Annotated in this window: 25 protein-coding genes; 15 read left to right on the plus strand and 10 right to left on the minus strand. The window is 69.5% G+C overall.

Going from position 1 to position 26,248, the window contains the following annotated elements:
* Positions 1-13: 13 nt before the first annotated feature.
* Genes JI739_RS10080 through JI739_RS10095 form a run of 4 tightly spaced genes read right to left on the minus strand, consistent with a single transcriptional unit; the run spans position 14 to position 3,570 of the window.
* Complete coding sequence (locus tag JI739_RS10080; protein ID WP_201683773.1) at positions 14-1,015, minus strand: Bug family tripartite tricarboxylate transporter substrate binding protein; 1,002 nt, start codon at positions 1,013-1,015, stop codon at positions 14-16.
* Between the two features lie 30 nt (positions 1,016-1,045).
* Positions 1,046-1,921 carry a TauD/TfdA dioxygenase family protein gene (locus JI739_RS10085; RefSeq protein ID WP_201683774.1) on the minus strand — a complete coding sequence of 292 codons (876 nt, stop codon included), beginning with the start codon at positions 1,919-1,921 and terminating at the stop codon, positions 1,046-1,048.
* Entirely contained in the window at positions 1,918-2,463 is a 546-nt protein-coding gene (locus JI739_RS10090) for a MarR family winged helix-turn-helix transcriptional regulator (protein ID WP_201683775.1), read from the minus strand. Before JI739_RS10090 ends, JI739_RS10085 begins: the two co-directional genes overlap by 4 nt.
* Positions 2,464-2,466: 3 nt before the next feature.
* On the minus strand, positions 2,467-3,570 hold the full coding sequence (locus tag JI739_RS10095) for a TauD/TfdA family dioxygenase (RefSeq protein ID WP_201683776.1): 1,104 nt from the start codon (positions 3,568-3,570) through the stop codon (positions 2,467-2,469).
* A 413-nt stretch (positions 3,571-3,983) separates the two neighbouring features.
* Here JI739_RS10095 and JI739_RS10100 point away from each other — a divergent pair, with 413 nt between their 5' ends.
* From JI739_RS10100 to JI739_RS10125, 6 genes are all read left to right on the plus strand, one after another.
* Positions 3,984-5,207: an NAD(P)/FAD-dependent oxidoreductase gene (locus tag JI739_RS10100; protein WP_201683777.1), complete on the plus strand. Its 1,224-nt coding sequence runs from the start codon at positions 3,984-3,986 to the stop codon at positions 5,205-5,207.
* 120 nt (positions 5,208-5,327) lie between these two features.
* A complete protein-coding gene (locus tag JI739_RS10105) occupies positions 5,328-6,233 on the plus strand; it encodes a LysR family transcriptional regulator (RefSeq protein WP_201683778.1) in 906 nt (301 codons plus the stop codon).
* A 161-nt stretch (positions 6,234-6,394) separates the two neighbouring features.
* On the plus strand, positions 6,395-7,243 hold the full coding sequence (locus JI739_RS10110; RefSeq protein ID WP_201683779.1) for a class II aldolase/adducin family protein: 849 nt from the start codon (positions 6,395-6,397) through the stop codon (positions 7,241-7,243).
* 136 nt (positions 7,244-7,379) lie between these two features.
* On the plus strand, positions 7,380-7,973 hold the full coding sequence (locus tag JI739_RS10115) for a TRAP transporter small permease (RefSeq protein WP_201683780.1): 594 nt from the start codon (positions 7,380-7,382) through the stop codon (positions 7,971-7,973).
* 8 nt (positions 7,974-7,981) lie between these two features.
* The gene (locus JI739_RS10120; protein WP_201683781.1) at positions 7,982-9,262 is read left to right on the plus strand and encodes a TRAP transporter large permease subunit; all 1,281 of its coding nucleotides are present in this window, start codon (positions 7,982-7,984) and stop codon (positions 9,260-9,262) included.
* Positions 9,263-9,311: 49 nt separating this feature from the next.
* The gene (locus JI739_RS10125; RefSeq protein ID WP_354003704.1) at positions 9,312-10,325 is read left to right on the plus strand and encodes a TRAP transporter substrate-binding protein; all 1,014 of its coding nucleotides are present in this window, start codon (positions 9,312-9,314) and stop codon (positions 10,323-10,325) included.
* Between the two features lie 53 nt (positions 10,326-10,378).
* Here the strand turns inward: JI739_RS10125 and JI739_RS10130 are convergent, their stop codons facing one another.
* From JI739_RS10130 to JI739_RS10145, 4 genes are all read right to left on the minus strand, one after another.
* Complete coding sequence (locus JI739_RS10130; protein WP_201683783.1) at positions 10,379-11,497, minus strand: NAD(P)-dependent alcohol dehydrogenase; 1,119 nt, start codon at positions 11,495-11,497, stop codon at positions 10,379-10,381.
* A gap of 10 nt (positions 11,498-11,507) precedes the next feature.
* Positions 11,508-12,968 (minus strand): aldehyde dehydrogenase, encoded by a 1,461-nt coding sequence (locus JI739_RS10135; RefSeq protein WP_201683784.1) that lies wholly within the window; start codon positions 12,966-12,968, stop codon positions 11,508-11,510.
* Positions 12,965-14,014 carry an aromatic ring-hydroxylating dioxygenase subunit alpha gene (locus tag JI739_RS10140; RefSeq protein WP_201683785.1) on the minus strand — a complete coding sequence of 350 codons (1,050 nt, stop codon included), beginning with the start codon at positions 14,012-14,014 and terminating at the stop codon, positions 12,965-12,967. Before JI739_RS10140 ends, JI739_RS10135 begins: the two co-directional genes overlap by 4 nt.
* 202 nt (positions 14,015-14,216) lie before the next feature.
* A complete protein-coding gene (locus JI739_RS10145) occupies positions 14,217-15,209 on the minus strand; it encodes a Bug family tripartite tricarboxylate transporter substrate binding protein (protein ID WP_201683786.1) in 993 nt (330 codons plus the stop codon).
* Positions 15,210-15,311: 102 nt separating this feature from the next.
* Here JI739_RS10145 and JI739_RS10150 point away from each other — a divergent pair, with 102 nt between their 5' ends.
* From JI739_RS10150 to JI739_RS10190, 9 genes are all read left to right on the plus strand, one after another.
* The gene (locus tag JI739_RS10150) at positions 15,312-16,202 is read left to right on the plus strand and encodes a LysR family transcriptional regulator (protein ID WP_201683787.1); all 891 of its coding nucleotides are present in this window, start codon (positions 15,312-15,314) and stop codon (positions 16,200-16,202) included.
* 202 nt (positions 16,203-16,404) lie between these two features.
* Positions 16,405-17,112, plus strand: a complete 708-nt coding sequence (locus JI739_RS10155; protein WP_201683788.1) for a TetR/AcrR family transcriptional regulator — start codon at positions 16,405-16,407, stop codon at positions 17,110-17,112.
* Positions 17,113-17,222: 110 nt separating this feature from the next.
* On the plus strand, positions 17,223-18,476 hold the full coding sequence (locus JI739_RS10160; RefSeq protein ID WP_201683789.1) for an alpha/beta fold hydrolase: 1,254 nt from the start codon (positions 17,223-17,225) through the stop codon (positions 18,474-18,476).
* Between the two features lie 20 nt (positions 18,477-18,496).
* Entirely contained in the window at positions 18,497-19,372 is an 876-nt protein-coding gene (locus JI739_RS10165) for a VOC family protein (RefSeq protein WP_201683790.1), read from the plus strand.
* Positions 19,373-19,395: 23 nt separating this feature from the next.
* Positions 19,396-21,060, plus strand: a complete 1,665-nt coding sequence (locus tag JI739_RS10170; protein WP_201683791.1) for an AMP-binding protein — start codon at positions 19,396-19,398, stop codon at positions 21,058-21,060.
* Between the two features lie 95 nt (positions 21,061-21,155).
* Positions 21,156-21,635 carry an acyl-CoA thioesterase gene (locus JI739_RS10175; protein WP_201683792.1) on the plus strand — a complete coding sequence of 160 codons (480 nt, stop codon included), beginning with the start codon at positions 21,156-21,158 and terminating at the stop codon, positions 21,633-21,635.
* Entirely contained in the window at positions 21,632-22,777 is a 1,146-nt protein-coding gene (locus JI739_RS10180; RefSeq protein WP_201683793.1) for an FAD-dependent monooxygenase, read from the plus strand. Before JI739_RS10175 ends, JI739_RS10180 begins: the two co-directional genes overlap by 4 nt.
* A gap of 25 nt (positions 22,778-22,802) precedes the next feature.
* The gene (locus JI739_RS10185; protein WP_201683794.1) at positions 22,803-23,792 is read left to right on the plus strand and encodes a Bug family tripartite tricarboxylate transporter substrate binding protein; all 990 of its coding nucleotides are present in this window, start codon (positions 22,803-22,805) and stop codon (positions 23,790-23,792) included.
* A gap of 10 nt (positions 23,793-23,802) precedes the next feature.
* The gene (locus JI739_RS10190) at positions 23,803-24,564 is read left to right on the plus strand and encodes a maleate cis-trans isomerase family protein (RefSeq protein ID WP_201684109.1); all 762 of its coding nucleotides are present in this window, start codon (positions 23,803-23,805) and stop codon (positions 24,562-24,564) included.
* Positions 24,565-24,606: 42 nt separating this feature from the next.
* Here JI739_RS10190 and JI739_RS10195 read toward each other — a convergent pair whose 3' ends face one another.
* Both JI739_RS10195 and JI739_RS10200 read right to left on the minus strand, forming a co-directional pair.
* A complete protein-coding gene (locus JI739_RS10195) occupies positions 24,607-25,200 on the minus strand; it encodes an exopolysaccharide biosynthesis protein (RefSeq protein WP_201683795.1) in 594 nt (197 codons plus the stop codon).
* Positions 25,201-25,266: 66 nt separating this feature from the next.
* Entirely contained in the window at positions 25,267-26,169 is a 903-nt protein-coding gene (locus JI739_RS10200; protein ID WP_201683796.1) for a LysR family transcriptional regulator, read from the minus strand.
* Positions 26,170-26,248 lie beyond the last annotated feature (79 nt).

Genomic DNA, 26,248 nt, shown 5'->3' on the forward strand with positions numbered 1-26,248 from the left:
CCGGGCGGTCGGCCTACTCCGGCGTGATCCCCGCGTTTTTCACCATCTCGCCGATGCGCTTGTACTCCTCCTGATAGAAGGCGCGCAGCTGCTCCGGCGAGCTGCCGATCACCTCGTAGCCCAGGCCGTCCAGCCGGGCCGCGACGTCGGGCTGCTGCAGGATCTCCTGGAAGGTCGATGCGATCTTGGCGACCACCGGCCGCGGCGTGCCCGCCGGCACATAGGCCGCGATCCAGCCGGCCAGGCCGAAGCCCGTGTAGCCCTGCTCCTTGAAGGTGGGCAGCTCCGGCAGCGCCTTGCTGCGCGCATCGCCGGAGATGGCCAGCAGCTTCACGCGGCCACTTTGTGAATGGGTCTTGGCATTGCCCTGGGACATCAAGGTCAGGTCCAGGTTGCCGCCGATGATGTCGTTCATGGCGCCGAGCTCGCCCGTCTTGTACGGCACGTGCGTCATCTGGATGCCGGCCTGCCGCGCGAAGGCCTCGCCATACAGGTGCGAGCTGGTGCCGCGCGCGGGCGATCCGTAGGTCAGCGGGCGGTTCAGCTTCTTGGCGTAGGCGACCAGTTCCTTGAGGTTGTTGTAGGGCGCGTTGGCCGCGGCCATCAGGGCGATGTTGCCCGCCACCAGCAGCGACAGCGGCTCGAAGTCCTTCACCGGATCGAAGGGCAGCTTGAGCTTGACCAATGCATTGGTGAGCTGGCCGGTGGAGGACGTGATCAGGACGGTGTAGCCATCGGCCGGGGACTTGGCCACGTACTCGGTGGCGATGATGCCGGCCGCGCCCACGCGGTTTTCGGTGATCACCGGCTGGCCCCACTTGCGCGACGCCTGGTCCGCCATCAGCCGGCCCAGGATGTCGAGGTTGCCTCCGGGGTTGGACCAGTTGACGAACTTCACCGGGCGGCTGGGAAAGGCCTCCTGGCCGAACGCCGCCCCCGACCAGGGCAGCAGCGAGAGCAGGGCGCCGGCGGTGGCCTGGCGTCGGGTGAGCGAAAGGGATGTGGGCTTGCGCATGCGTGTTCTCCTCGGGGTTCTCGGTGGTGGTCAGGCGGGCACTTCGCCCTGGATGGTGGTTCGCACCAGCTCACGCCGGTGCCCCTGGTAGTCGAAGATCGCGCGGTGCTGCAGGAAGCGGTTGTCCCACAGCAGCATCATGTGGCGGTGCCACGAGACACGGCAGCCGAACTCGGGCCGGTCCAGCAGCGAATACAGGTACTGCAGCAGGGGCGCGCTTTCCTCGGCGGTCCAGCCCTCGAAGCGCTGCACGTACACGCGGTTGACGAACAAGGCCTTGCGTCCAGTGCGCGGATGCGTGCGCACCACCGGATGCAGCTGTTCCTTGTCGCCCACGGCGACGCTGGTGTGCTCACGCATGTTCGGTCGCGTTTCCTTCTGCAGCGAGGCCGTGCCGAACAGCCGCGTGGCGCTGTGCACCGCGCGCAGGCCCGACAGCATCTGCTGCAGCGCGGGGGAGAGCGACTCGAACACCAGGCACATGTTCACGAAGGCCGTGTCGCCGCCGTAGGGCGGAACGTCCACCCCGCGCATGGCCACGCCCAGCGGCGGCGCCGGCAGGAAGCTGCTGTCGGAATGCCAGTTCTGGCCGGCCACCTGCCCCTTGCTCTGGGTCGCCTCCGCGAACACCTTCTGCAACTTCGGATAGCCCTCCACCAGCGGAATGTGCGGCAGGTCCTGGTGGTCGCCGAAGACTTCGCTGAAGCGCATGTGCTGCTCGGGAGAGAGTTCCTGCTGGTCCGGGAAGGTGAGCAGCAGGTGTTCATCGAATGCCTGCTGGATCCGTTCCCGCACGGCGGGCGTGAGCGGCTGGCGCAGGTCGACGCCCCATACCCGGGCGCCGACCGCGCCGGTGATCCGTTCGAGCCGCAAGCCCGTATCCGTGGCCGCATCTCGCATGTTCATGAAGTCTTCCTTTCAGGGGGTGACGCGCCGGCGGCGTCGTCGGGCAAGGTGACGGGCTGGTCGCCGGCGGCGGTGGTCAGCACCTGCAGCGCGTGCCAGAGCGTGTCGCGCTGCGCGGGCGAAAGGGTCGAGAGCAGGCGCACCTGCTCCCGGCGGGCGGCCCGGCGGACCCGCTCGTGCAGCCGCCGGCCTTCGGCCGTGGTGGCCAGCAGCAGCCGCTGCGCGTGCGAGCCATCCGGCTCGACCTCGAGCAAGCCGCGTTCCTGCAGCTTCTTGACGCTGCGGCTGACCTGCGCCTTGTCCAGCGTGCTGTGCGCGGTGACCTGGGCGAACGGCAACGGACCGAAGCGCCTGACCAGGCCCAGGATGCGCCACTCGGGCGAGGTGAGGCCGTTCGGCTCCAGGTATTCCCGCGTGGCCAGGCGCTGCAGCGCCGTGCCCAGGCGCACGACGCGGAAGCTGAGGAAGTGCTCCAGCTCCAGCCCGCAGCCGTCCTGCGCCAACGTGGTCCACGGGGTGGTGGGTGTGATCCGTGCAGCCATGGTTCAGGCGCCGCCCCGGGACACGCCAAGGTCGAACACGCCGCCGCTGGCGGGGTCCTTGCGCAAGGCCTCCATGTCGTAGCGCGCTTTCTGGCCCGTCAGCGGCATGCCGCAGGCGCCGCCGTTGAAGTAGTTCAGCCGGGCGGGAGCGCGCGCCTCGGTTTCGGGCGCGGCCACCCACAGGCGGAACAGGTGCCGCGGCGGTAGCGGCTCGGGGTGGTCGACGAACTGCGTGCGGGCGTGCAGCACCTTGATGTTGTTCACCCAGAGCAGGTCGCCGGGCTGCATGCGCAGCACGATGCGCAGTTGCGGCGAGGCGGCGACCTGGTCGAACAGGTCGAGCGCCTGGATCTGCCGCGCGGTGAGCGGCTCGCCCGCCTCCTTGTGGCCGGCGACGATGGGGGAGCGCACGTAGCGGCAGGCGATGTGCCCGCCCTCGCGCGTGAACACCGGCACGTCCGGCTCGCTGATGGGGCCATCCTGCGGACGGCCTTCGCCGAAGCGATGCCATCGGAAGCCCTCGTACAGGGCCGCCAGCAGCTCCGGCTGCTGGCGCAGCATCTCGTCGTGGATCGACACGGCACTGGTGAGAACGGACTCGCCGCCGGACGCGGCGGCTCGCACGCAGCCCAGGCCGATCAGGTCGGAGGCCGGGTCCATGTGCAGCCGAAGTTCCTGGCTCGTGCTGAACTGGCGCGGGCTGCTCTCCTTGCGCGAGAGGTCGCGGACATCGACCAGCCGCGCGCCCGCCGCCGTCTGCGTGACCGGCGTGCCGAGCGCGTGCGCGAGCGTCCAGGTCACCCAGCGGGCGCCATCGACGCCCCAGCGTTCATACGGCAGCCCCCTCAGCAGGATGAAGCCCGGTCCCCGGTAGACCGCACGACGCATGTCGGCGGCCAGCGCCTCGCAGGCGGCGGGCATGGGCGCCGGCTCACCGGGGTCATGGGCATCGTGCGTGCGCGCGGCATCCTGCGAGGCCAGCGCGTCCAGGCCGGACAGTTCCTGCGCGGACAGAGGACGAAGCCACGGACTCGTGGTGCCGAAGCTATCGGCTCGCCACGCGAAAGGGGCGTCGGCGGCCGGGGACGGGTGGAGGGGAGCGGGCATGGGAAAACCGTTGATCGATCAACGATCGAATCTAGGGCCATTGCGTTGATCCGTCAACGGTGGCGACCCGACCGATCCCGATGGGCTTTCGTGCTGGCGCGGACCGCCCCCGGGAGACCTGGCCCCGGCTTTCGACGGCGGGCAAAAAAAACCGCAGCCGTGGCTGCGGGGGAAGCTGGGTTGGGCCCAGCGGAGACAACTTGCAACCCAGCATAGGCCGGGCACGAGGGCATGCGTCACCGTTGACCCGGCAGAGCTGACAGCGCGAGACTGATCCAGGAACTAAATCAGTAGCCGCCATGCGTCTTTCCCGCGCTGGCCGCCCGCATGGGCGGCGACTGCGCGTCCGGACCGAGCTGCCGAAAGCGTAGATTCGGGTGCCGCCGTCCGGCTGGCGGACCCGAAAGGAATCCATGACGCAGACACGCCATCGCATCCTGATCCTCGGCGCAGGATTCGCCGGGCTCTGGAGCGCCCTCGGCGCGGCCCGCCAGCTGGCCGAGGTGGGCCGGCCGGAGGTGGAGGTGCTGGTGGTCAACCCCCGCGACCACCACAGCATTCGCGTTCGCAACTACGAGGAAGACCTCGCCGACACGCTGGTGCCGTTGCCGCAGGTGTTGAACCCGGCCGGCGTCGGTTGGTTGCAGGGACAAGCGCACCAGATCGATCTATCACGCCGTGAGGTGGAGGTGGCGACCCCGGACGGCCTGCAGCATGTCGGTTGGGACCGGCTCGTGCTGGCGACCGGCAGCCGCCTGGTGCGGCCGGCGGTGCCCGGCATCGAGCACGCCTTCGACATCGACACCTACGACGCCGCGACACGGCTGGGCGTGCACCTGGCGCAGCTCGGGCGGCAGCCGCCCGCCGAGGGACGATGGACCGTGGTGGTCGTGGGCGCCGGCCTCACGGGCATCGAACTCGCGTCCGAGTTGCCGCAGCGGCTGCGCAGGTTGACGGGCGAGCCGGTGCGCGTGGTCCTGGTGGACAAGGCGCCCCGGGTCGGCCACGCGATGGGCGGGGCCCAGCCCGTGATCGAAGGCGCGCTGGGTGCGCTGGGCGTCGAGCACCTCACGGGCACCTCGGTCGCGCGCATCGATGCCGACGCGATCACCTTCGCCGATGGCAGCCGCCTCGCCACGCGAACCGTGGTGTGGTGCGGCGGCCTGCGGGCCCATCCGCTGGCCGAACAGCTCTCGCCCGAGCGCGATGGGCTGGGCCGGGTCTACGTCGACGAGTTCATGCGCGTGCGCGGCGTGCCCGGCGTGTTCGCGGCCGGCGACGTGGCCAACGCCCGGCTCGACGGCGAGCACGAATCGGTGATGTCGTGCCAGCACGGCCGGCCCATGGGCCGCTTCGCCGGGCACAACGCGGTGTGCGACCTGCTCGGCCTGCCGATGCTTGCCTTGCGCATGGACGGGTACACCACCCTCCTGGACCTCGGCCCCTGGGGCGCCGTGTGCACCGAAGGCTGGGACCGGCGGCTGTCCGCCGAGGGCGACGAGGCCAAGCGCATCAAGATGACCGTGAACCGCGAGCGCATCTATCCCCCCCGCTCGGGTGCGCGGGATGACCTCCTGGCGGCGGCCGCGCCCGTGGTCCAGGGGATCCCGCTGCGGACACGCGCGACCGGCAGTTGATGCGCGGGCGGCGGCGGCCGTCGACTCGCAAGGGCTCGATGGCCTGGCCGCCGATGCGCCCACGCCGCGGCCGCGGGTAGCATTCGCACGCCTCATTCGAGGTGCTGCCCTGGTTTGCCAATGAAGGATGATCGACTCGTCGAGATGCGCGTGTTCAAAGCCGTGGCCGAAAGCGGCAGCTTCACTGCTGCGGCGCATCTGCTCGGTATCAGCCAGCCCTTCGTGAGCCAGACGGTGACCAGCCTTGAAAAGCGGCTGGGCGTCCAGCTGTTGCATCGTTCCACCCGTAACCAGAGACTCACCACCGAAGGCGATGCCTACCTGACCGTGGCTCGCAAGGTGCTCGACGACGTCGAGCAGGCCGAGGACCTGGTGCGATCGCCCGAACCCGCAGGCGATCTGCGGCTGAGTGCGCCGCTGGCCTTCGGGATGGACCAGGTCGTGCCGCAGCTTGCCGGTTTCATGGAGGCCTACCCCCGGATCAACCTGCACCTGTCGCTGTCGGACACGCTGGTGAACCTGTTGGAAGACCACTTCGACGTGGCGATCCGCATGGGCAAGCTGCAGGACTCGGCGCTGATGAGCCGGCGGCTGTGCAATCTGCAGCGCATCGTGGTGGCCTCCCCCGGCTACATCGCGCGGCACGGACAACCGGTGACCCCTCACGGTCTGTCGCGGCACAACTGCCTGATGTGGCAGTCGCCCATGGACCGGCTGAACCGCTGGCCCTTCATGATCAGCGGCTCGCGGGAGGAGTTCGCCGTGAACGGGTCTTTCCGCAGCAGCAACGGCTGGTCGCTGTTCCAGTTGTGCGTCGCCGGCGTCGGCATCATGCGGCTGGCTGAACATCTCGCCGTGCCCGCGATCCAGTCCGGCCAGCTGGTCCCGCTGCTGGCCGACTACCAGGCGGAGGACGACACGGCCATTCACATCGTGTTCCTGCCGGAGCGCAAGCTGGTCCCGCGCATCCGTGCCGTGGTCGACCACATGGTCGACGCCTTCCGTCAACCTCCCTGGTCGCGCTAGAAGAGCGGCCGCCCAGCGCATCAGGCGGCGTTCAGGGATTACCCGCAGATTCATGGCCTGGCCGCAATAAATCTTATTGCGGCAAGCCGCTGGCTCGCGACGAGGGGTGCCGATATCGTCCCGGCCCATCCCCCACTCACTGCGAACCACAAGGAACTGAAATGGCCGAAGCCCTGGAACATCCTGCTCGTCCCACCGCGCCGACCTCACGCCGCTCCGTGTCGATCTACCAGCCGACGCAGGAAGGTCTGGTCTTCCCCACCGAGCCGGAATTCGCCACGTTCGCCGAGGAGCGGCTGCACCGCAAGCAGCGTCTGGTGGCGGCTTGCCGCGCCTTTGCGATCGAGGGCTTCGACTATGGATTCGCCGGCCATCTGACCGTGCGCGATCCCGAGTTTCCCGAGCTCTACTGGACCAACCCGATGGCGATCCACTTCGCCCAGGTGAACCTGTCCAACCTGATCCTGGTGGACCACACGGGCCGCGTCGTCGAAGGCGCCTACGCCGTCAACCGCGCCGGCTTCGTCTTGCATGCCGCGGTGCACGAGGCGCACCCGGACATCGTCGCCATGTGCCACGCGCACACGGTGTACGGCACGGCGTTCGCGTCCCTGGGCCGGCCGCTCGAGCCGATCTCGCAGGACGCCGCCGCCTTCTTCGAGGACCACGTGGTCATCAGGAGCGAAGCGGGGCAGGTGGCGGTGGAGGAAAAGGCCGGCATGAAGGTGGCCGACTGGTTCAAGGGTGTGAAGGCCGCGATTCACCAGAACCACGGGCTGCTGACCGCGAGCCGGCACAGCATCGAGGCTGCGGCCTTCTGGTTCATCGCCCTGGAGCGCTGCTGCCGCCAGCAGCTGATGGTCGAGGCGACCGGCAGCAAGCCCGTGCTGGTGAGCCCCGAGCGTTCCCGCTACAGCCGGGAGCACGTGGGCAGCGAATACATCGGCTGGCTGCACTTCCAGTCGATCTGGGACCACCTGACCAGGTCGCAGCCGGACATGTTCGACTGAGCGCCTCGAGGCCTTCTTCAGCCTCCGGCGGATCCGAAGCCGCCGGGGCCGCCCCTTGTCCCCGCACCCATCGAACGTGCGCAGCGCGATACGTACCCGCGCGCGGGACGTGAACACAAGACATCAGGAGACACAGATGAAGGCGATAGCCGACGCTTACTTCCAGCTCATGAAGCTCGCGCTCGTCACATGCCTGGCCGGCATGGTCGTGCTGGTGTTCGGCAACGTGGTGCTGCGCTATGCCTTCAATTCCGGCATCACCATGTCCGAGGAAGTCGCCCGCCTCCTGTTCCTGTATGCCACCTTCCTGGGCGCGGTCGTCGCCATGCGCGAGCACTTGCACATCGGCATCGATTCGCTCGTCAAGCGCCTGCCGGTGCTGGGCAAGAAGGCCTGCCTCGTCACCAGCCATGCGCTGGTGCTGCTCGCCTGCGGCCTGTTCTTCCAGGGTAGCTGGGCGCAGACCGTGATCAACCTGAGCGTGAAGATGCCGGTGACCGGCATCTCGATGGGCACGGTCTACGCGGCTGGCCTGGTCTTCAGCGCATCGGCGGCCCTCATCGTGCTGAACGACCTGTACAGGGCCTTGGCGGGCCAGCTGTCCGAGGCCGAGCTGGTCGCGGTCCGCGAGGGCGCTGATCCCGAGGTGATCGCCGCGGCCGAGCATGAGCCACAGCGCATGCCCCCCGGTGCGAAGCGCCAACCTGCCGATCGTGCCGAAGTCGCCTGAGGTTCCACATGACCATCACCATCTTCCTCGCCTCCCTGCTGGCCAGCATGAGCATCGGCATGCCGATCGCCTTCGCGCTGATCCTCTCGGGCGTCGCGCTCATGCTGCACCTGGACATGTTCGACTCGCAGATCATTGCGCAGAACCTGATCAACGGTGCCGACAGTTTCCCGCTCATGGCGGTGCCGTTCTTCCTGCTGGCCGGCGAGATCATGAACAGCGGCGGCTTGTCCAAACGCATCGTCAACGTGGCGATGTCGATGGTCGGCCACTACCGCGGCGGCCTGGGCTACGTGGCCATCCTCGCCGGCTGCCTGCTGGCAGCGCTCTCGGGATCGGCCGTTGCCGATGCCGCGGCCCTGGGTGCGCTGCTGGTGCCGATGATGGTGCGCGTGGGCCACGACAAGCGCCGCGCCGCAGGCCTGGTGGCGGCGGCCGGCTGCATCGGTCCGGTGATCCCGCCTTCGATCGGCTTCATCATCTTCGGCGTGGCGGGCGGGGTGTCCATCACCAAGCTCTTCATGGCGGGGATCGTGCCCGGCCTGCTGCTCGGCGCGGCGCTGGCGATCACGTGGTGGTGGGTCGTGCGACGCGAAAACACCGAGACGCCGCCGCGGCAGACGTTTGCCGAGCGCAAGCGTGCGCTGCTGCAGGGGTTCTGGGCGCTCATGCTCCCGGTGATCATCCTCGTCGGCCTGCGCATGGGCGTCTTCACGCCCACCGAGGCGGCCGTGGTCGCGGTGGTCTATTCCCTGTTCGTCGCCGTCGTCATCTACCGCGAGCTGAAGCCCTCGCAGCTGTACGAGGTCTTTCTCGCAACGGCCAAGACGTCCGCCGTCGTCATGTTCCTGATCGCAGCGGCACTCGTGTCCGCCTGGTTGATCACGGTGGCGGACGTTCCGGGCCTGATCGCCAGCCTGCTCGAGCCGCTCATGGATCAAAAGACCCTGCTGATGCTCATGATGATGCTGCTGGTCGTGGCTGTCGGAACGGCGATGGACATGACCCCGACCATCCTGATCCTGACCCCGGTCCTGATGCCCATCGTCAAGGCCGCTGGCATCGATCCGGTCTACTTCGGCGTGCTGTTCATCATGAACTGTGCCATCGGCCTGATCACGCCGCCCGTCGGCAATGTGCTGAACGTCGTCGCCGGCGTGTCCCGGATCTCGTTCGAGGACGTGGTCAAGGGCGTGTGGCCCTTCCTTGTCGCCCAGCTCGTCGTGCTCGCACTGCTGGTGCTGTTCCCGTCGCTCGTCACCGTGCCGGCTCAGTGGTTCTCGCGCTGAGACCAGGTTTTTTCCTCCCAACCCGTCCACAACTTGAATGGAGACTCCCGTGAAAAAGCTCGTGTCCAAAACCCTCCTGGGCCTGATCGCCCCGGCACTGATCGCCTGCGGCGCCTATGCGCAGGACATCAAGGAGCGCACGCTCAAGTTCTCGTTCGTCCAACCGCAGGACAGCCACATGGGCTTCGGCGCCAAGAAGTTCGCCGACCTGGTGGCGCAGAAGAGCGGCAACAAGATGAAGGTGCGCCTGTACCCCAACGGCACGCTGGGGGGCGACCTGCAGACCGTGTCGGCCCTGCAGGGTGGCACCATCGAAATCACCACGCTGCCGCCCAGCCTGCTCGTCGGGCTGAACAAGGAATACGGCGTTTTCGATCTGCCGTTCCTGTTCGCTGATTTCAAGGAGGCCGATGCGGTGCTGGACGGGCCGGTCGGCAAGCGCTTCCTCGAGAAGGCGCCGCAGGGTCTGGTGGGCCTGGCCTACTGGGACCATGGCTTTCGCAACGTCTCCAACGGCCGCAAGCCCATCGCCAAGGCCGAGGACTTCCAGGGCCTGAAACTGCGGGTGGTCCAGACGCCGCTGATGATCGAGAGCTTCAATACCCTCGGTGCGAACGCGGTGCCGCTGCCCTTCACCGAACTGTTCACGGCGATGGAGACGCGCGCGGTGGACGGCCAGGACAACCCCATCGTCGCGTTCGAGACCAACAAATTCCATGAGGTCCAGAAGCACCTGTCGACGACGCGGCACGTCTACAACCCGCTGATCGTGCTGGTCAGCCAGAAAGCCTGGGATGGCCTGTCGGCCGACGAGAAGCAGGTCCTGTCGTCGGCTGCGGTCGAGACCCGAGCCGAACAGCGGCGCGCCTCGCGCGAGATGGAGCAGAAGGCGATCGCCAACATCCGCTCCAAAGGAGTGACCGTCACCGAGGTATCGCCCGCCGAGCGCGCGCGCATGCGTGAGCGCGTCAAGCCGGTCATCGACAAGTTCACGCGAGAACTCGGCGAGGACGTGGTCAAGCCCTTCCACATGGAAATCGAAAAGGTCCGGGCGTCCAAGTAAGCGAGCTCATTCCTTGCGCAGGCCGGAATCCGGGCGTGCGCAAGGGGCCTGCTTCAATCGTCCAGGAACCTCAGGATCGGCTTGACGGTCTGGCCCGACTTCGAGTCCGCGATCGCCTGCTCGATCTGCTCGAACGGATACAGCCGGACCAGCTTCTCGAACGGGAACCGCCCCTGCGCCTGCATCTCGATCAAGGCCGGGATGAACACGTCGGGGTTGGCGTCGCCCTCGACGATGCCGCGCAGCGTCTTGCCCTTGAGCATCATGTCGCGCACGTCCACCACCAGCTCGGTGCCCACCGGCGCACCGCCGACGAAGCCGCACATGCCCAGCGGGCCCAGCGCGTCCAGCGCCTGGCGCGTGACGGCCGCCACGGCGGTGGTGTCGAGCGAGAAGTCGGCGCCATGGCGCGTGATGCGCCGCACCTCGGCCGGCACGTCGGCGATGCGCGACGCATCGATGGTGTGCGTGGCGCCGAGCTCCCGGGCCAGCGCCAGGCGCTGCGGCACCCGGTCCACCGCGACCAGCGTGCCCACGCCGATGGCACGCGCGGCCATGATGCCGGCCAGGCCCACGGCCCCGGTGCCGAACACCACCAGCGACTGGCCCATCTTCGGCTGGAGCACGTTGATGACGGCGCCGGCTCCGGTCTGGATGCCGCAGCCCAGCGGACCCAGCAGTTCGAAGACGCCATCGGGTACCGAGTCGGGCACCTTGACCACGTTGGCCTCGGTGCACAGCGAATGCGTGGCGAACGAGGACTGGCCGAAGAAGTTGTGGCGCACCGGGGCGCCCTCGCGCGAGAGCGCGGCGCTGCCGTCGGCGCGCAGTCCGACGAAGTTGGCGGCCGCGAAGTCGTGGCAGTAGCTGGGCGCATGCGACAGGCAGCTGGCGCAGTGGCCGCAGGCGTTGTAGCTCATGACCACGCGGTCACCGGCCTTCACCTTGGTGACGCCCCGGCCCACCGCCTCGACCATGCCGGCGCCCTCGTGCCCCAGCACGATGGGTTGCTGCACCGGGAAGGGCCGGGCCAGCATGGAGATGTCGGTGTGGCACACGCCGGTGGCGACCAGGCGCACGAGGATCTCGTCGTCGCGCGGGTCTTCCAGCTCCAGGGTCTCGATGGACAGCGGCGTCTGCGGTGCGTGCAGCACGGCGGCCTTGACTTTCATGGGGTGCTCCTCAGAACGGATAGGTGCGCGGCGCGGTCTGCATCGTGATCCAGCGCAGCTCGGTGAAGGCGTCGATGCCGGCCTTGCCGCCGAAGCGGCCGTAGCCCGAGGCCTTGACGCCGCCGAAGGGCATCTGCGGCTCGTCGTGCGTGGTGGCGCCGTTGACGTGGCAGATGCCCGACTCGATGCGCAGCGCCACCTGCCAGGCGCGCGCCATGTCGCGACCGAACACGGCCGCCGACAGGCCGAACTCGCTGTCGTTGGCGGTGGCGATTGCCTGCTCCACGCCGCGCACCCGCACGATGCCCTTGACCGGGCCGAACGATTCGTCGTGGTAGATGCGCATGTCGCGCCTCACGTGGTCCAGCAGCGTGGGCGGCATCAGCGTGCCGCTGGCCCGGCCGCCGCACACCAGCTGTGCGCCCTGGGCCAGCGCATCGTCGATGAGGGCGTTGCAGCGCTCGACGGTGGCGCGGTCCACCACCGAGCCGAGGACGAAGTCGCCTTCGCGCGGGTCACCCACCGACAGGGCGCCGGCCCGCGCCGCCAGGCGGGCGACGAACTCATCGGCCACCGCCTCGTCGACGATCGGGCGTTCGGTCGACATGCACACCTGGCCCGAATTGGTGAAGGCCCCGAAGGTGGCGGCTGCGACGGCCGCGTCCAGGTCGGCGTCGTCGAGCACGACGAGCGGCGCCTTGCCCCCGAGTTCGAGCACGGCCGGCTTGAGGTGGCGCGCGCAGGCCAGCGCGATCAGCCGTCCCACGTGGGTCGAGCCGGTGAAGTTGACCCGCCGCACGGCCGGATGCGCGATCAGCGCCTCCACCACTTCGGCGGCGGCCCGCGGTGCGTGGACCACGAAGTTGATGGCACCCGCGGGCAACCCGGCGGCCTGCAGCACCTCGGCGATCAAGGCGTGGGTGCGCGGGCAGGTCTCCGAGCCCTTGAGCACCACCGTGTTGCCGCAGGCCAGCGGCACCGCCACCGCGCGCACGCCCAGGATGATCGGCGCGTTCCATGGCGCGATGCCCAGCACCACGCCGGCGGGCTGGCGAATCGCCATGGCCAGGCAGCCCGGCACGTCCGACGGGATGACCTCGCCACTGACCTGCGTGGTCAGGGCCGCGGCTTCGCGCAGCGTGGCCGCGGCGTGGCCGAGGTTGCGGCGGGTCCAGAGTGCCGACGCACCGATCTCGTCGGCCATGGCCCGCGTGAAGTCGGCCGCGCGGGTGTGCAGCAGGTCGGCCGCGCGCAGCAGGATTGCGCGGCGTTCGCTGGGGCCGGTGGCCGACCATCCCGGCAGCGCTTCGGCAGCGGCCTGGGCCGCGGCCCGCGCATCCTCGACGCCGGCGGCGCAGGCCACGGTGCCCGTGCCGGATGACAGTGGCCCGCGGCGGGTGAAGAGCTCACCGCTGCGCGCCGCCACCCACTGCCCCGCGATCAGCAGCCTGGCGTCGGCCTGGGCGGTCATGCGCCCTCCGTTGCGGCCACGGCCGCCGCCTGCGCTTCCTGGCGCACCCGCTGAGCGATCATGTGGCGCACGCGGTTCAGCGCCACGTCCGATCCCGCGCCCTTGGGCTGCACCCCCGGGGACGCGTCCATCACCTCCTGCTGCGCCTCGATGACCCAGCGGTCCTCGGCAAAGGCGGTGCGGATGCCGTCGCCCACGGGGTCGATCAGGCCGGCGTCGCCATGCGGGAATTCGCAGGGATGGATCCAGAAGTAGTGCGTGGACTTCTCGGTCTCCGGCGTCAGCAGCGAGAAGTGCCGGAAGTGCAGCGCGCCGGGGCGCTCGTGCGGCGGACCTTCGCCGCCGGCCTCGGCCGAGCCGGCCCAGTTCTCGAACACGCTGGGCAGCCACCACACCTGGCGGTTCCAGAAGTCCACCTTGCCGGTGAAACCCCCGGCCATCGCGTGCAGCGGAGAAGGCTCGCAATCCAGGATCTGGCGGTACAGGCGGATGCCGCGCTCGAACGGCACCACGTCTGGCCGCGCGTTCGGGAAGGCGCTGTTGGCCAGGGTGGTGCGGTGCACGAAGGTCAGGTGCGAGAAGTCCAGCAGGTTGTCGGCGACGAGTTGGTAGTTGGCCTTGTAGTGGATGTAGCCGCTCGCGGTGGGCCAGCCCGGCGCGTTGTTCCAGTGGCAGTCGACGATCAGCTCGGCGTCGGCCCTGGCCGCGTCACCGGGCCAGATCCAGATGAAGCCGTGGCGCTCGACCACCGGGTAATCGCGCACGCGCATCACCGGCGGAATGTCGGCCTGGCCGGGAATCTCGACGCACCGGCCGGTCGCGTCGAACTTCATGCCGTGGTAGCGGCAGCGCAGGCCGTCGGCCTCGATGTCGCCCAGCGACAGCGGGGCCAGCCGGTGGGCGCAGCGATCGGCGAGGGCGGCCGGCCGGCCATCGCCGGTGCGAAACAGCACCACCTTGTCGCCGAGCAGGGTGCGCGACAGCGGGCGCTCGGTGTTGCACTCGGCAGTCGTGGCCGCGACGTACCAGGCATTGCGGATGAACATGATGCGTGTCCTCTTGATCTCGGTATCTCGGTATCTCGGTGTTCGGTCGCCGGGACGCTGGCTGCGCTTTCCTAAAAAGAGCGCCACTCAGGCCGCCGCGACAGCGGCCGGCCGCTCCAGCGGCAACCGCGGAACCGGCTTTGCCGGGCCGCTGGTTGCGCCCCCCTGGGGGGGAGGCGCCGAAGGCGCTTCGGGGGGGGCCTTAATCCGCCTTGATCTGCAGGTCGCGGCCCAGCGCGAGCCAACGCTCGCTCTCGCTGGCCAGCACCTGGGTGATCTGTTCGCGGCTCATGGGCTCGATGTCCCAGCCGTTGGCCGTGAACTGCTCGCGCACCTCGGGCGATGCCAGGGCCTGGTTCAGTTCCTTGTTCAGCCGGTCGGCAATCGCCTTGGGCGTGCCGGCCTTCACCGCCACCGTCTCGAAGGAGCGGAACACGAAGTTGGGCACGCCCAGCTCGGTCATGGTGGGCACGTTCGGCAGCGCCGGCAGGCGCTTGGCCGAGGTCACCGCCAGCGCGCGCATCTTGCCGCCGTTGACCTGCGGGATGGCCGACACGGTGGTCATGAACATGAAGTCGATGCGCCCGCCCAGCAGGTCGTTGATGGCCATGGGGAACTGCACGTACGGCACGTGGGCGGTGCGCACGTTGGCATAGCGGCTGTACGACTCGCCGGCCAGGTGGGCCGGGGTGCCGTTGCCGGCCGAGGCGAAGCTCACCTTGCCGGGCTCGGCCTTGGCGCGCGAGACGATGTCGTTCAGGCTGGTGAGCTTCGAGTCGGCGTTCACCACCAGGGCGTTGTAGCTCCAGTGCAGGTGGCCCACCGGGTCGAGCTCCCTGGTGAACTCCAGCTTGCGGCTGGGGTAGAGCAGCGGCAGCACCAGCGACGCCGAGGACAGCACGTACACCGTGTAGCCGTCCGCCGGCTGGCGCAGCGCCTCGGCGTAGCCGATGGTGCCGGAGGCGCCGGGGCGGTTCTCCACCACCACGGGCTGCTTCATCGAGGCCGACATGCGCTCGGCCACGATGCGCGTGGCCGCATCGGCCGGTGCGCCCGGCGTCCACGGCACGATGATCCTGATGGCGCGGGAGGGATAGGCCGGATCGGCTTGCGAGGGCAGGGCGGCGGCCACGCAGCTGGCGGCCAAGGCCAGCTGCAGGGCGCGCGGAAGAAGGCGAGGGGTGAGGGCGGGCATCGATGTCTCCTGTGGATGGCTGCATCCTAGGCACGGCCCGCCAGCGAATCTAATGAGTTCTTGCTTCTATGATCAGGAAAGCAAATCACAGAGGAAACCCGTATGCGCATCCAGACGCTCCGCGCGCTGATCCGTGTGCACGAGTGCGGGAGCCTGCGCGCCGCCGCGCTGCAGCTGCATACCTCGCAACCCGCGCTGACCCTGGCCATCCGGCAACTCGAAAGCGAGCTGGGATGCCAGCTGCTGGTGCGCACCAAGCGCGGCGTGAGCCTCACGACGTTCGGCCAGGCGTTGCTGCCGCGGGCCGCCCTCATCGTCTCGGAGTCGGCGCGGGTGCAGCAGGAAATCGCGCAGCTGCGCGGCGACTGGGTCGGGCGGGTGCGGCTCGCATCCTCGCCCGCGATGGCCCTGGCGGTGCTGCCGCAGGCCTTGCGCCCCTTCATGGCCAAGTACCCGCAGGTGCAGGTCCACTGCATCGAGGGCACCTACCCGGCCATCGCGCCGGGCCTGCGTGACGGCACGCTGGATTTCGCGGTCACTCCCTTTCGCGAAGAGGACCTGGAGCCCGAGCTGCAGGCCGAGCAGCTCTATCGCAGCGAGGTGGTCATCGTGGCCAACAAGAAGCATCCGCTGGCGCGCGCCACCCGCCTGAAGGACCTGCAGCAGGCGCGCTGGGCCTATGCCACCGTCACGCGAGGCCCGGGCGCGGTGGTGGACGAGGCCTTCCGCGAAGCGGGGCTCGAGCCGCCGCAGCCGGTCATCATCTTCGAGTCGCTGCTCGCGCTGCCCGAGGTGGTGGCCAGCGGCGACCTGGTGGCCACCGTGCCGCGCCGCCTGCTCGGGCGCGGCGAGGCCTGGGACCAGCTGTGCGTGGTGCCGGTGAAGGACAAGCTGCCCACGCTGAACATGGCCGTGCTGTTTCGCAAGGACCAGGCCCTCACGCCGGCGGCCAACGAATTGCTGGGGTGGATCCGGCAGGTGGCGCGGGGGTGAGCCGCTCGAAAGGCGCCGCGGGCGTGCGCGCGGTGCTGGGCATCAGGAACCTCGGAGGGCGCGCGCGGCTCGTGGGCCGCGTCAGCGGGCAAGCGGTGCTCGGACTGGCAGCAGCCAGGAATGGCGAACCCATAATCCCCGGTCGTTGGTTCGCGTCCGACAGCCCGACCGAATGGGCTCCGTAACTGCCCCACCCATCCTCATGCCCGCATCCCACCCGCCGGATCGACCGCGCCAGCAGCCTCGCAACGAGCTGCAACGCCAGTCCATCCTCGAAGTTGCCTCACGCCTGTTCATCGACAAGGGCTTCGGCGGCACGAAGTTCAACGACCTGGCCGACGCCTTGGGCGTGACCCGCACGGCGGTCTACTACTACTTCCAGAGCAAGGAGGCCATCCTCGAGGCCTTGACCGAGGAGGTGACCCAGCGCGCGGGGGAGCTTGCTCGTGGACTGAAGGGGCAGGAGTCGCTTCCGCCGCAGGAGGCGCTGCGGCAACTCGTGCTCCAGCACGCCACCCTCATCCTGACCCACCCCATGCAGTTCCGCGTGGTGGAGCGCAGCGAGTCCAGCCTGCCGGAGCCCGCGCGCGCAGCGGCGCGCGCGGCGCGGCACGCCGTGCTGGACCAGTTCGTGCAGACCATCGAGAAGGGCGTGGCCGCCGGCGTGTTCCAGGTGCCCGAGCCCCGCGTCGCCGCCTTCGCCCTGATCGGCATCTGCAACTGGGGCGCCTGGTGGTACGAGCCCGACCAGGCGCCCGTCGAGACCGTCGCCAACATGCTCACCGAGATGGCGCTTCGCTCCCTGGTGCGGGATGTCGGCACCCATCGCCCGCCCGCCTCCCTGGCCGAGGCCATCGGGCTGCTGCGCGAAAACGTGGATGCGCTGGAGGCGCTGGCCAGGCACCGCTGAGCCACCCGAGAGCCCGTACTGACACTAACGTCAATTTATTGACGGTGGTGTCAAAGTCGGCCTATCATTGACGCAGATCAATGACGGGCGCCGCGCAGCGGCGGGCAACGATGAGCGACACGCACTCGCAGGCCACGGCCGGCCTGCTCAACACCGACTGGAACCCACGCGACCTGCCGGCCGGGGCCGACACCCGCAACGTGGTGCTGCGCACCCAGGATGGCGCCGCGACCGGCGGCTCGCTCTACCAGCCGCCCGGCGGTAGCGACACGGTGGTGTGCGTGATGCATCCGCGCGAGTTCATGGCCTGCCACTACCTGATTCCGGACATCGTGGGTGCTGGCTATGCCGCCTGGTCGCAGAGCCCGCGCTCGGTCGGCAACGACCTGCGGCTGGAGCACGAGATCGCGCTACATGACGTGGCGGCCGGCCTGCGCTTCCTGCGCGAGCAAGGCTTTCGCCGCATCGTGCTGCTCGGCAACTCCGGCGGGGCGGGCTTGTACGCCTTCTATGTGCAGCAGAGCCGCCTGGCCGGCGCCGAGCGCTTGGCGCGCACGCCCGCTGGACGACCCACCGGACTGGCCGAGCTGGACATGCCCCAAGTCGATGGTCTGGTCTTCGTTGGGCCGCACCCCGGCCAGGGCGCCTTGCTGATGAACTGCATCGACCCGTCCGTCATCGTGGAGGGCGATGTGATGTCGGTCGATCCCGAACTGGACCCGCTGTCGCCCCGCAACGGCTACCGGGGCCGCGATACGCGCTATGCGCCCGAGTTCGTGCAACGCTATCGGCAGGCGCAGCGCCTGCGCGTCGAGCGCATCGATGCCTTGGCCCGCGAACTGATCGCCAAGCGGCAGGCGGCACGCCAGCGGCTCAAGACGGCCGGCGAATCCGTGTCGGCTCAGGACCGGCGACTGGCCGCCCACACGCCCATCATCAACGTCTGGCGCACCGACGCCGACCTGCGCTGCTTCGACCTGGCGCTGGACCCGTCGGACCGCAAGTTCGGCTCGCTCTGGGGCACCGATCCCTATGCTTCGAATTTCGGAGCGGTTGGTTTCGCGCGCCAGTGCACGCCCGAAAGCTGGCTGTCCACCTGGTCGGGCCTGTCCTCCCGCGCCACCCTGGCGCAGGCGGCCGCTTCGCTGGTGCAGCCCACGCTGGTCGTCGAATACACCGGCGACCAGGCCTGCTTTCCGTCCGACGTGAAACGCATCGTCGATGCGCTCGCCGCCACGGACAAGACGCACCTTCGCGTGCGCGGCGACCACCACGGCCGGGCGCTCGCCGCGGGCGAGGAGCTCGGCCGCACCATCGCCGGCCGGCATCTTGCCGACTGGCTGCGCGAGAAGTTCCCGCGCTGACCCCTTCTCCGGAGACCGCCATGTCCACTTCACCCAACCTGCCGCGCCTCGTCCTGCGCGGCGTCGACCACACCGCCCGCCCCACCTGGAAACTGCAGGAAACGCTGCACTTCTACCGCGACGTGCTCGGCCTGCCACTCGTGCACGTGATCTCCGCGCGCGGCTGGGGCCCGGCCACGCACCCGGACTTCCTGCACTTCTTCTTCGACAGTGGTAACGGCAGCACCATCGCCTTCTTCTACTACCTGGGCGAAGACGAACCGGCGACCCTGCAGGGCCGCGCCGGACGCGCCCCCTGGCCCGAGGACCATGTGTTCGACGCCACCCACACGGCCTGGCTGGTCGATTCGGCCGAGGAACTGCAGGCCTGGCGCCAGCGCCTGGAGCAGCTCGGGCTGGAGGTGTCGGTGGCCACCACGCACGAGGTGATCGAGTCGGTGTACGTGCGCGATCCCAACGGCTACTTCATCGAGTTCACCCGCAAGCTCAGGCCGCTGGGCGAGGTCGACGCCACCGACGCCGAACTCACGCTGCGCGCCGCCGTCGACGCCGAGCACGACGCCCGCTCCCAGGGCCGGCGGGTCCGGCACATCGACGAGGTCTGGGCGCGCAAGGCCAGCCTGTTGAGCTCGGCCGGCCGTGCGCCGTTGCGGATCCACGTGCCCGCCGTCCCCGAGTTCGCCGCCCTGGTGGAGGCGGCGCGCGGCCGCCCGGGCTGCCGGGTCACGCCGGGGCCCACCCACCACCTCATCGAATCGGAGCAGCCGCTGGAATTCGGCCGCCGCGAGCTCGGCCTCAAGCCCGCCGTGTGGTGGGGGCTGTTCACCGGCGGCGTGCACGGAAGCATCGAGAGCTACGACCGCGACCGGGTCCGCATCGCGCCGCTGCCCGCCTGAACCCACCACGCAGGAGACATCGCATGGCACCGATCCACTGCCCGATCGAGGGCGTGACCTACCACCCGCCCGAGCGGGCCGCCCGCTGGCTGGCCGACGGATCCTGGGTCGACGGCACCGTCGGCGACGCGCTGCGCGCCAGCGCTCGCCGGCATCCGGACCGCCTGGCCTTGATTAGCGACGAGCGCAGCCTGAGCTACGCCGAGCTGGACGAGGCCACCGAGCGGCTGGCCGCGGCGCTGCTGCAGGCCGGCCTGAACCCCGGCGACCGCGCGATGTTCCAGATGGGAACGACCGTGGAGACGGCCATCGCGCTGCTGGCCTGCTTCAAGGCCGGCGTGGTGCCGGTGTGCTCGCTGCCGCAGCACCGCGAAGTGGAGATCGGCCAGCTGGCCCGCCAGACCGGTGCGCGCGGCTACTTCGTGCAGGCCGACTTCGGCGCCTTCGACCTGGTCGCCTTCGCGCGGCAGATGATGCAGGCCGTGCCGTCGCTGCAGCACCTGGTGGTGGCCCGCGGCAAGGGCGATGTCGACGGCCAAGGCCTGCAGGCGCTGATCGGCGCCATGCCGCTGGAGACGGCCCGGAAGCTGCTGGAGCGCGTGCGACTCGGCCCACGCGACGTGCTGAGCTTCCAGCTGTCGGGTGGCAGCACCGGCCTGCCCAAGATCATCCCGCGCTTCCACGGCGAATACCTGGCCCATGCCGCCGGCTGGCAACGCGTATACGGCATCGGAGAGCAGGCCCGCGTCATCTGGTCGCTGCCGCTGCTGCACAACGCTGGCCAGCTCTACGCGCTGATCCCGATGGCCGCCAGTGGCGTGACCACGGTCCTGATGCCGCGCGTGGACATCGCGCGCATGCTGGAGCTGATCGAGGCGCACCGCGTCACCCACGCCCTGTCCATCGGTCCCATCGCGCCGCAGCTGCTCGCCTATCGAGAGCTGGCCCGGCACGACCTGTCGTCCCTGCGCCTGTTCGCCACCATGAGCCGGGCCGACCTGCTGGAAGCGCACCTGGGCGTGCCGTGCTCCAACCTCTACGGCATCACCGAAGGCATGCTGCTCGGATCGGGCCCCGATGCTCCCGCGTTCCGCCGCCATCACACGCAGGGCGCCTCCGGTTGCCCGGCCGACGAGTTGGTGTTGCTGGACCCGCAGTCGCAGGAGCGCGCGCCGGCCGGTGGCATGGGCGAACTGTGCTTTCGCGGCCCGTCGACCCTGGCCGGCTACTACGCCTCGCCCGAGACGAACGCCAGCGCCTTCACCCGCGAGGGCTTCTATCGCACCGGCGACATGATGCGCGCGCACGTGGTCGACGGCGTCACCTGCTACAGCTTCGAGGGCCGGCTGCGCGACAACATCAACCGCGGCGGCGAGAAGATCGGCTGCGAGGAAGTGGAGGAGTTCGTCAGCCGCCACCCGGCCGTCGCCGACGCCAAGCTGGTGGCCATGCCCGACCCGTTCTATGGCGAGAAGGGCTGCGTCTTCCTGGTGCTTCGCCCCGGCATGGCGGCACCCGATGTCAAGGAGCTGGCGCAGTTCCTCGTCGGGCAGGGGCTCGCCAAGTACAAGTGCCCCGAGCGGGTCGAGGTCGTCGACGCCTTTCCCGTCACGCGCGTGGGCAAGGTGGACAAGGCGGCCCTGCGCGCCACGGCGGCGCAGCTGGTGGCGCAGGGAGCGGGCGCATGAGCGCCGCCCGGCCGCCCGAAGGCGCTCGCCCCCTCCGCTTGCGGAGGGGGGAGGAGCAACCCGCATCAGCGGGCAATCCTGGGGGAGGTTGCCTGGTGAACGCCACCGAGTGGGCCGTCTCCGAGTCGCCGCTGGTGATCCGCCGGCGCGTGAAGTGGGGCGAGTGCGATCCGGCCGGCGTGGTCTACACGGTGGCCTTCGCCGAATACGTGATCTCGGCCGCCGAGTTGTTCTACGGCAGCCTGTTCGGCACCACACCGCAGAAGGCCAAGGACCTGATCGGCTTCGGCACGCCCAGCAGGGCGCTCTCGTTCGACTTCCAGCGGTCGTTGCGGCCCGACGAGGAATTCGAGACGACCGTGCGGGTGGCCGAGGTTCGCCAGCGCAGCTTCGTGCTCGAGATGCATGCCCGCACCCCCGAGGGCGACACCGTGTTCACCGCGCGGCTCACGCCGGCCTGCATCGCCCGCGGCGAGCGCCGCGCCGTCGAGCTGCCGCAGCGGCTGCGCGATGCGCTCGAACGTTATCGACTGGCCTGCGGGGATGCGCCCCAGGCCGAAGGAGAAACCCCATGAAGATCGCCATCATCGGCGGCGGCCCCGCCGGCCTGTACTTCGCCCTGCTCGCCAAGAAGCGCGACCCGGGCCACGAGATCACCGTGTTCGAGCAGAACCCCGCCGACGCCACCTACGGCTGGGGCGTGGTGTTCTCCGACGTGGGCCTGCACTTCCTGCGCGAGGCCGACCCGGAGTTCTTCGCCGAGTTCACCGCACACCACGAGCGTTGCGACTACATGGAGATCGTGCACCGCGACACCCGCGTGCAGGTGCACGGCAACCACTTCTCGCGCACCTCGCGCATCGCCATGCTCGCGACCTTGCAGCGTGCCTGCGCCCGGGCCGGCATCACGGTGCACTACGGGCGGCGCGTCGACGACGTGGAGGCGCTGCGGCGCGAGGTCGACCTGCTGGTGGCCGCCGACGGCGGCAACAGCGCGGTGCGCACCCGCTACGCCGAGCACTTCCGCCCCGTGTTCGAGAAGCGGCGCAACAAGTTCGCCTGGTACGGCACGCGCCAGCGCTTCCACCCGGTGTCGCTGATCTTCCGCGACACGCCGCATGGCATCTTCATCGCCCACAGCTACCAGTACAGCCCCGAGCTGAGCACCTTCCTGGTGGAGGTGGACCCGGACAGCTGGCGCCGCGCCGGCCTGGACCGGATGGGCGAGGACGAGAGCCGGCAGCTGTGCGCCGAGGTGTTCCGCCGCGACCTGGGCAGCAACGAACTCCTGACCAATCGCTCGCTCTGGTTCGAGGCCAACATCGTGCGCAACGAGCGCTGGAGCCACGAGAACATCCTGCTCCTGGGCGACGCCCTGCGCACGGTGCACTTCTCGCTGGGCTCGGGCACCCGCATGGCGATGCAGGACGCCATCGCGCTCAGCCAGGCGCTCGCCGCCCATGGCAAGGACCTGCCGGCTCTCTTCGCGGCCTTCGAGCAGGCGCGCCGGCCGGCCTCCAGCAGCTTCCAGGGCGCTGCGGCGCGCAGCCTGGACTGGTACGAGGGGGTGGCCTCGCGCATGCACCTCACCCCCATCGAGTTCGCCTACGACTACATGCGCCGCACGGGCCAGGTCAGCCACGAAGACCTGCGCCAGCGCGACCCCTTCTTCACCGCGGCCTACGAGGCCGCCCATTCGCAACCCGTGGCGGCCTGAACCGCTCGACCCTCAGGAGACAACGATGAAGACCTTCGATTTTTCCCGCCGCCTCTGCCTGCTCGGCGGACTGGGCGCCGCCGCCACCGCCGCCTTCGGCCAGGGCACGCCCGCGTTTCCGGCGCGCCCGGTCAAGACCCTGCTGCCGTACTCCGCCGGCAGCGGCCCCGACGCCGTCGTCCGCCACGTCTCGGACAAGCTCTCCGGCACCTGGAAGCAGCCCTTCGTCATCGACAACAAGCCGGGCGCCAACGGCTGGCTGGCGGTGAACGAGGCCAAGCGCGCAGCCGCCGACGGCTACACGCTGGTCGGCGTGGACAACACGCACTTCTCGCTGCAACCCCACCTGTACAAGCAGCTGCCGTTCTCGCCCAAGGGTGACTTCGAGCCCGTGGCGCCGCTGTACTTCACCCACTTCTTCGTCGTGGTGCCGGCCGACTCCCCGTGGAACAGCGTGGCCGACCTCGTGGCGGCCGCCAAGTCCCGCAATGGCCAGCTCACCTACGGCAGCTGGGGCATCGGCAGCGTCGGCCACGTGGGCGCGGCCATGCTGGAGAACGCCACCGGCACGCGCATGACCCACGTGCCCTTCAAGGAACTGCCGCAGCTGTACACCGCGGTGGCCAGCGGCGAGGTGGCCTGGGCGTTCGGCACCGCCGCGACCGTGGGTCCGCTGTTCAAGGCGAAGAAGGTCAAGTTCATCGCGCTGGCCGCGCCGCGCCGGCTGGACGGCTATGGCGACATCCCCACCGTGGCCGAGGCCGGCGGCCCGGCGGGCTTCGAGCTCAAGACCTGGGTGGCGCTGTTCGCGCCCAAGGGCACGCCGCAGCCGGTGATCGCGCAGCTCAACGAAGGCGTGGGCAAGGCGCTGCGCGAGCCGGACGTGCGCCAGCGCCTGACGACCGTCGGATTCGAGCCCTGGATCGGCTCGCCGGCCGAACTCACGCAGGCCGTGGAGGCCGACACCCGCCGCTTCGCCGACATCGTGCGGCAGGCCCGCATTTCCCTGGACTGAGGGCGTGCAGATGGCCCCGTACCGGATCGGCCAGATCGTGCCGAGCTCCAACACCACCATGGAGACCGAGATCCCCGCGATGCTGCGCGCGCGCGAGGACCTGCACCCCGAGCGCTTCACCTTCCACTCCAGCCGCATGCGCATGCACAAGGTCACGAAGGAGGAACTGGCGGCCATGAACCGGGAAGGCCTTCGCTGCGCCGCCGAACTGGCCGACGCGCGCGTGGACGTCATGAGCACCGCCTGCCTGGTCGCCATCATGGCCATGGGCCGCGGCTACCACCGGCAGGTCGAGCGCGAGCTGACCGAAGTGGCGCGGGCCAACCAGTGCGAGGCGCCGGTGATGACCTCCGCCGGCGCGCTGGTGCACGGCCTCAGGACGCTGGGCGCGAAGCGCATCGCGCTGATGGCGCCCTACATGCGGCCACTCACCGACCTGGTGGTGGACTACATCGAGCACGAGGGCATCGCCGTGCAGGACTCGCTGTGCTTCGAGATCCCCGACAACCTCGAGGTGGGCCTGCGCGATCCGCTGCGCCTGGTGGACGACGTGCGGCGCCTCGATGTGAGCGGGGTCGATGCCGTGGTGCTGTCGGCCTGCGTGCAGATGCCCTCGCTGCCGGCCATCCAGCGCGTCGAAGACCAGCTGGGCGTGCCGGTGGTGTCCAGCGCGGTGTGCACGGTGCGGCAGATGCTGGAGAAGCTTCGGCTGGAACCGGTGGTGCCGGGTGCGGGTGCGCTGCTGGCGGGGCGGTATCCGGTCCTGGCCTGAGCCGGATCGCGGTCGGCTCGGCGCCGTGGGGCCGGTCGCCCCTCAGCCCGAGAACCCGAAGTACCAGACGGCGACCGGCAGCGCGGCCAGCACCACGAAGGACAACACCACCAGCGCCCCGTCCCTCATCAGCAGGCCGGCCGCGAAGAGCGCGATGACCGCCGAGGCGATGGAGCCCGAGGTGGGGACCACCTCCATGAAGGGCATGAACAAGGTGAGCGCGAGGATGAGGACCAGGGGCAGGTACAGCCAGGGGCGGTGCAGCAGGAAAGTGAGCCGCTCCTTCAGGAAGCGCTCCACGAACTGGACGGGCTTGCGCAGCCAGGAGATGCCCTTGCACAGCTTCTTGGTCGACATGTGCCGCCGGGTGATGAACTGCGGCAGCCAGACGCACTTGCGGCCCAGGATCATCTGAACCACCAGGATGAACACGATCACGGCCACGGTGGCGGTGATGCCCGGGATGGCGCTGGCCGGCGAGGTGGAGATGAGGGAGAAGATGAGCATCAGCGCGGCGAAGGACTTGTGCCCGAGCTTCTGGACCACTTCCTCCACGGTGACGCTGTCGCCGTGCGCGGCACTCTCCAGGTGGTCCAGCACATCGCTCAATGCCTTCGGGTGTTCTTCTTCAGCCATGGCTCGTCGGTCGCGCAGCGTTCTTCGGATGGTCCATTCTGCGCAAAGTTCGCTCGCGCATGGGGCTCAGCCGACGTCCTGCCGAGCGTGGGCGCGGACCACCCGGCGCGCCACGTCGACGAAATGCTTCAGCACTGGCGAGTGGTTGCCCTTGCTCCACGCGATGCCGATCTCGGCGCGTGCGTAGCGCTCCCTGATGGGCCGGTAGACGACGCGGCTCACCGGCAACTGGCTCACGATGGCCGGGACGATGGCCAGGCCGACGCCGGCGCCGACCATGCCGACCACCGACTCCATGGGCTCGGCCTCCTGCACCACGCGGGGCACGAAGCCGGCGCGGCTGCAGATGCGCATGGTCAGGCGGCCGAAGCCGTGGCCGCGGGTCCAGGGCACCATGACGAAGTCGCAGTCGGCCAGCTGGGACAGCGACAGCGAGCGGTGGGCAGCCAGCGCGTGGCCCTCGGGCAGCGCCACCCACAACGGCTCGCAGCGGAAGCGTTCCGCCGCCAGGTCCGCGTGTTCGAGCGGCAAGACGACCATGCCCACGTCGATCCGGTCTTCGAGCAGCGCCGCACGCTGGTGGGCCAGCTGGAGGGGGTGGAGCACCAATTCGACGGAAGGGCTCCTGGCGCGGAATTCGGCCATCACCTGCGGCCACCAGTAGGCGCTCAGGCCGCCGAAGCCCAGGGCCAGCCGGCCCACGTGACCGGCTGCCGCGCGCCGTGCAGCGGTGAGGGCGGCCTGCGCGCTGGCCAGCGTGGCGCGGGCCTGGTCATAGAACGCCCGTCCCGCCTCGGTCAGCGCGACCGATTGCTTGGTGCGGTGGAACAAGGCGGCGCCGATTTCTTCCTCCAGCCGCGCGATCTGCCGACTGACCGGCGGCTGTGACATGTGCAGCCGCTCGGCCGCGCGGGTGAAGCTCAAGGCGTCGGCCACCTCGACGAAGTAACGCATCTGCCGCAGTTCCATCGTGATGCTCGAAAGGTATTTCCGGGGTGCTGATTCTGTATTGGACGCTATGGCGGCCCGCTCTTAGCATCGCCGCTGT

The sequence above is a fragment of the Ramlibacter aurantiacus genome, assembly GCF_016722895.1.
GTDB classification, from domain to species: domain Bacteria; phylum Pseudomonadota; class Gammaproteobacteria; order Burkholderiales; family Burkholderiaceae_C; genus Ramlibacter; species Ramlibacter aurantiacus.

Excerpts from the sequence above, each read along its gene's own strand:
- JI739_RS10080 (WP_201683773.1), bottom strand. The coding sequence starts at position 1,015 with ATGCGCAAGCCCACATCCCTTTCGCTCACCCGACGCCAGGCCACCGCC.
- JI739_RS10085 (WP_201683774.1), bottom strand. The coding sequence starts at position 1,921 with ATGAACATGCGAGATGCGGCCACGGATACGGGCTTGCGGCTCGAACGG.
- JI739_RS10090 (WP_201683775.1), bottom strand. The coding sequence starts at position 2,463 with ATGGCTGCACGGATCACACCCACCACCCCGTGGACCACGTTGGCGCAG.
- JI739_RS10095 (WP_201683776.1), bottom strand. The coding sequence starts at position 3,570 with ATGCCCGCTCCCCTCCACCCGTCCCCGGCCGCCGACGCCCCTTTCGCG.
- JI739_RS10100 (WP_201683777.1), top strand. The coding sequence starts at position 3,984 with ATGACGCAGACACGCCATCGCATCCTGATCCTCGGCGCAGGATTCGCC.
- JI739_RS10105 (WP_201683778.1), top strand. The coding sequence starts at position 5,328 with ATGAAGGATGATCGACTCGTCGAGATGCGCGTGTTCAAAGCCGTGGCC.
- JI739_RS10110 (WP_201683779.1), top strand. The coding sequence starts at position 6,395 with ATGGCCGAAGCCCTGGAACATCCTGCTCGTCCCACCGCGCCGACCTCA.
- JI739_RS10115 (WP_201683780.1), top strand. The coding sequence starts at position 7,380 with ATGAAGGCGATAGCCGACGCTTACTTCCAGCTCATGAAGCTCGCGCTC.
- JI739_RS10120 (WP_201683781.1), top strand. The coding sequence starts at position 7,982 with ATGACCATCACCATCTTCCTCGCCTCCCTGCTGGCCAGCATGAGCATC.
- JI739_RS10130 (WP_201683783.1), bottom strand. The coding sequence starts at position 11,497 with ATGAAAGTCAAGGCCGCCGTGCTGCACGCACCGCAGACGCCGCTGTCC.
- JI739_RS10135 (WP_201683784.1), bottom strand. The coding sequence starts at position 12,968 with ATGACCGCCCAGGCCGACGCCAGGCTGCTGATCGCGGGGCAGTGGGTG.
- JI739_RS10140 (WP_201683785.1), bottom strand. The coding sequence starts at position 14,014 with ATGTTCATCCGCAATGCCTGGTACGTCGCGGCCACGACTGCCGAGTGC.
- JI739_RS10145 (WP_201683786.1), bottom strand. The coding sequence starts at position 15,209 with ATGCCCGCCCTCACCCCTCGCCTTCTTCCGCGCGCCCTGCAGCTGGCC.
- JI739_RS10150 (WP_201683787.1), top strand. The coding sequence starts at position 15,312 with ATGCGCATCCAGACGCTCCGCGCGCTGATCCGTGTGCACGAGTGCGGG.
- JI739_RS10155 (WP_201683788.1), top strand. The coding sequence starts at position 16,405 with ATGCCCGCATCCCACCCGCCGGATCGACCGCGCCAGCAGCCTCGCAAC.
- JI739_RS10160 (WP_201683789.1), top strand. The coding sequence starts at position 17,223 with ATGAGCGACACGCACTCGCAGGCCACGGCCGGCCTGCTCAACACCGAC.
- JI739_RS10165 (WP_201683790.1), top strand. The coding sequence starts at position 18,497 with ATGTCCACTTCACCCAACCTGCCGCGCCTCGTCCTGCGCGGCGTCGAC.
- JI739_RS10170 (WP_201683791.1), top strand. The coding sequence starts at position 19,396 with ATGGCACCGATCCACTGCCCGATCGAGGGCGTGACCTACCACCCGCCC.
- JI739_RS10180 (WP_201683793.1), top strand. The coding sequence starts at position 21,632 with ATGAAGATCGCCATCATCGGCGGCGGCCCCGCCGGCCTGTACTTCGCC.
- JI739_RS10185 (WP_201683794.1), top strand. The coding sequence starts at position 22,803 with ATGAAGACCTTCGATTTTTCCCGCCGCCTCTGCCTGCTCGGCGGACTG.
- JI739_RS10190 (WP_201684109.1), top strand. The coding sequence starts at position 23,803 with ATGGCCCCGTACCGGATCGGCCAGATCGTGCCGAGCTCCAACACCACC.
- JI739_RS10195 (WP_201683795.1), bottom strand. The coding sequence starts at position 25,200 with ATGGCTGAAGAAGAACACCCGAAGGCATTGAGCGATGTGCTGGACCAC.
- JI739_RS10200 (WP_201683796.1), bottom strand. The coding sequence starts at position 26,169 with ATGGAACTGCGGCAGATGCGTTACTTCGTCGAGGTGGCCGACGCCTTG.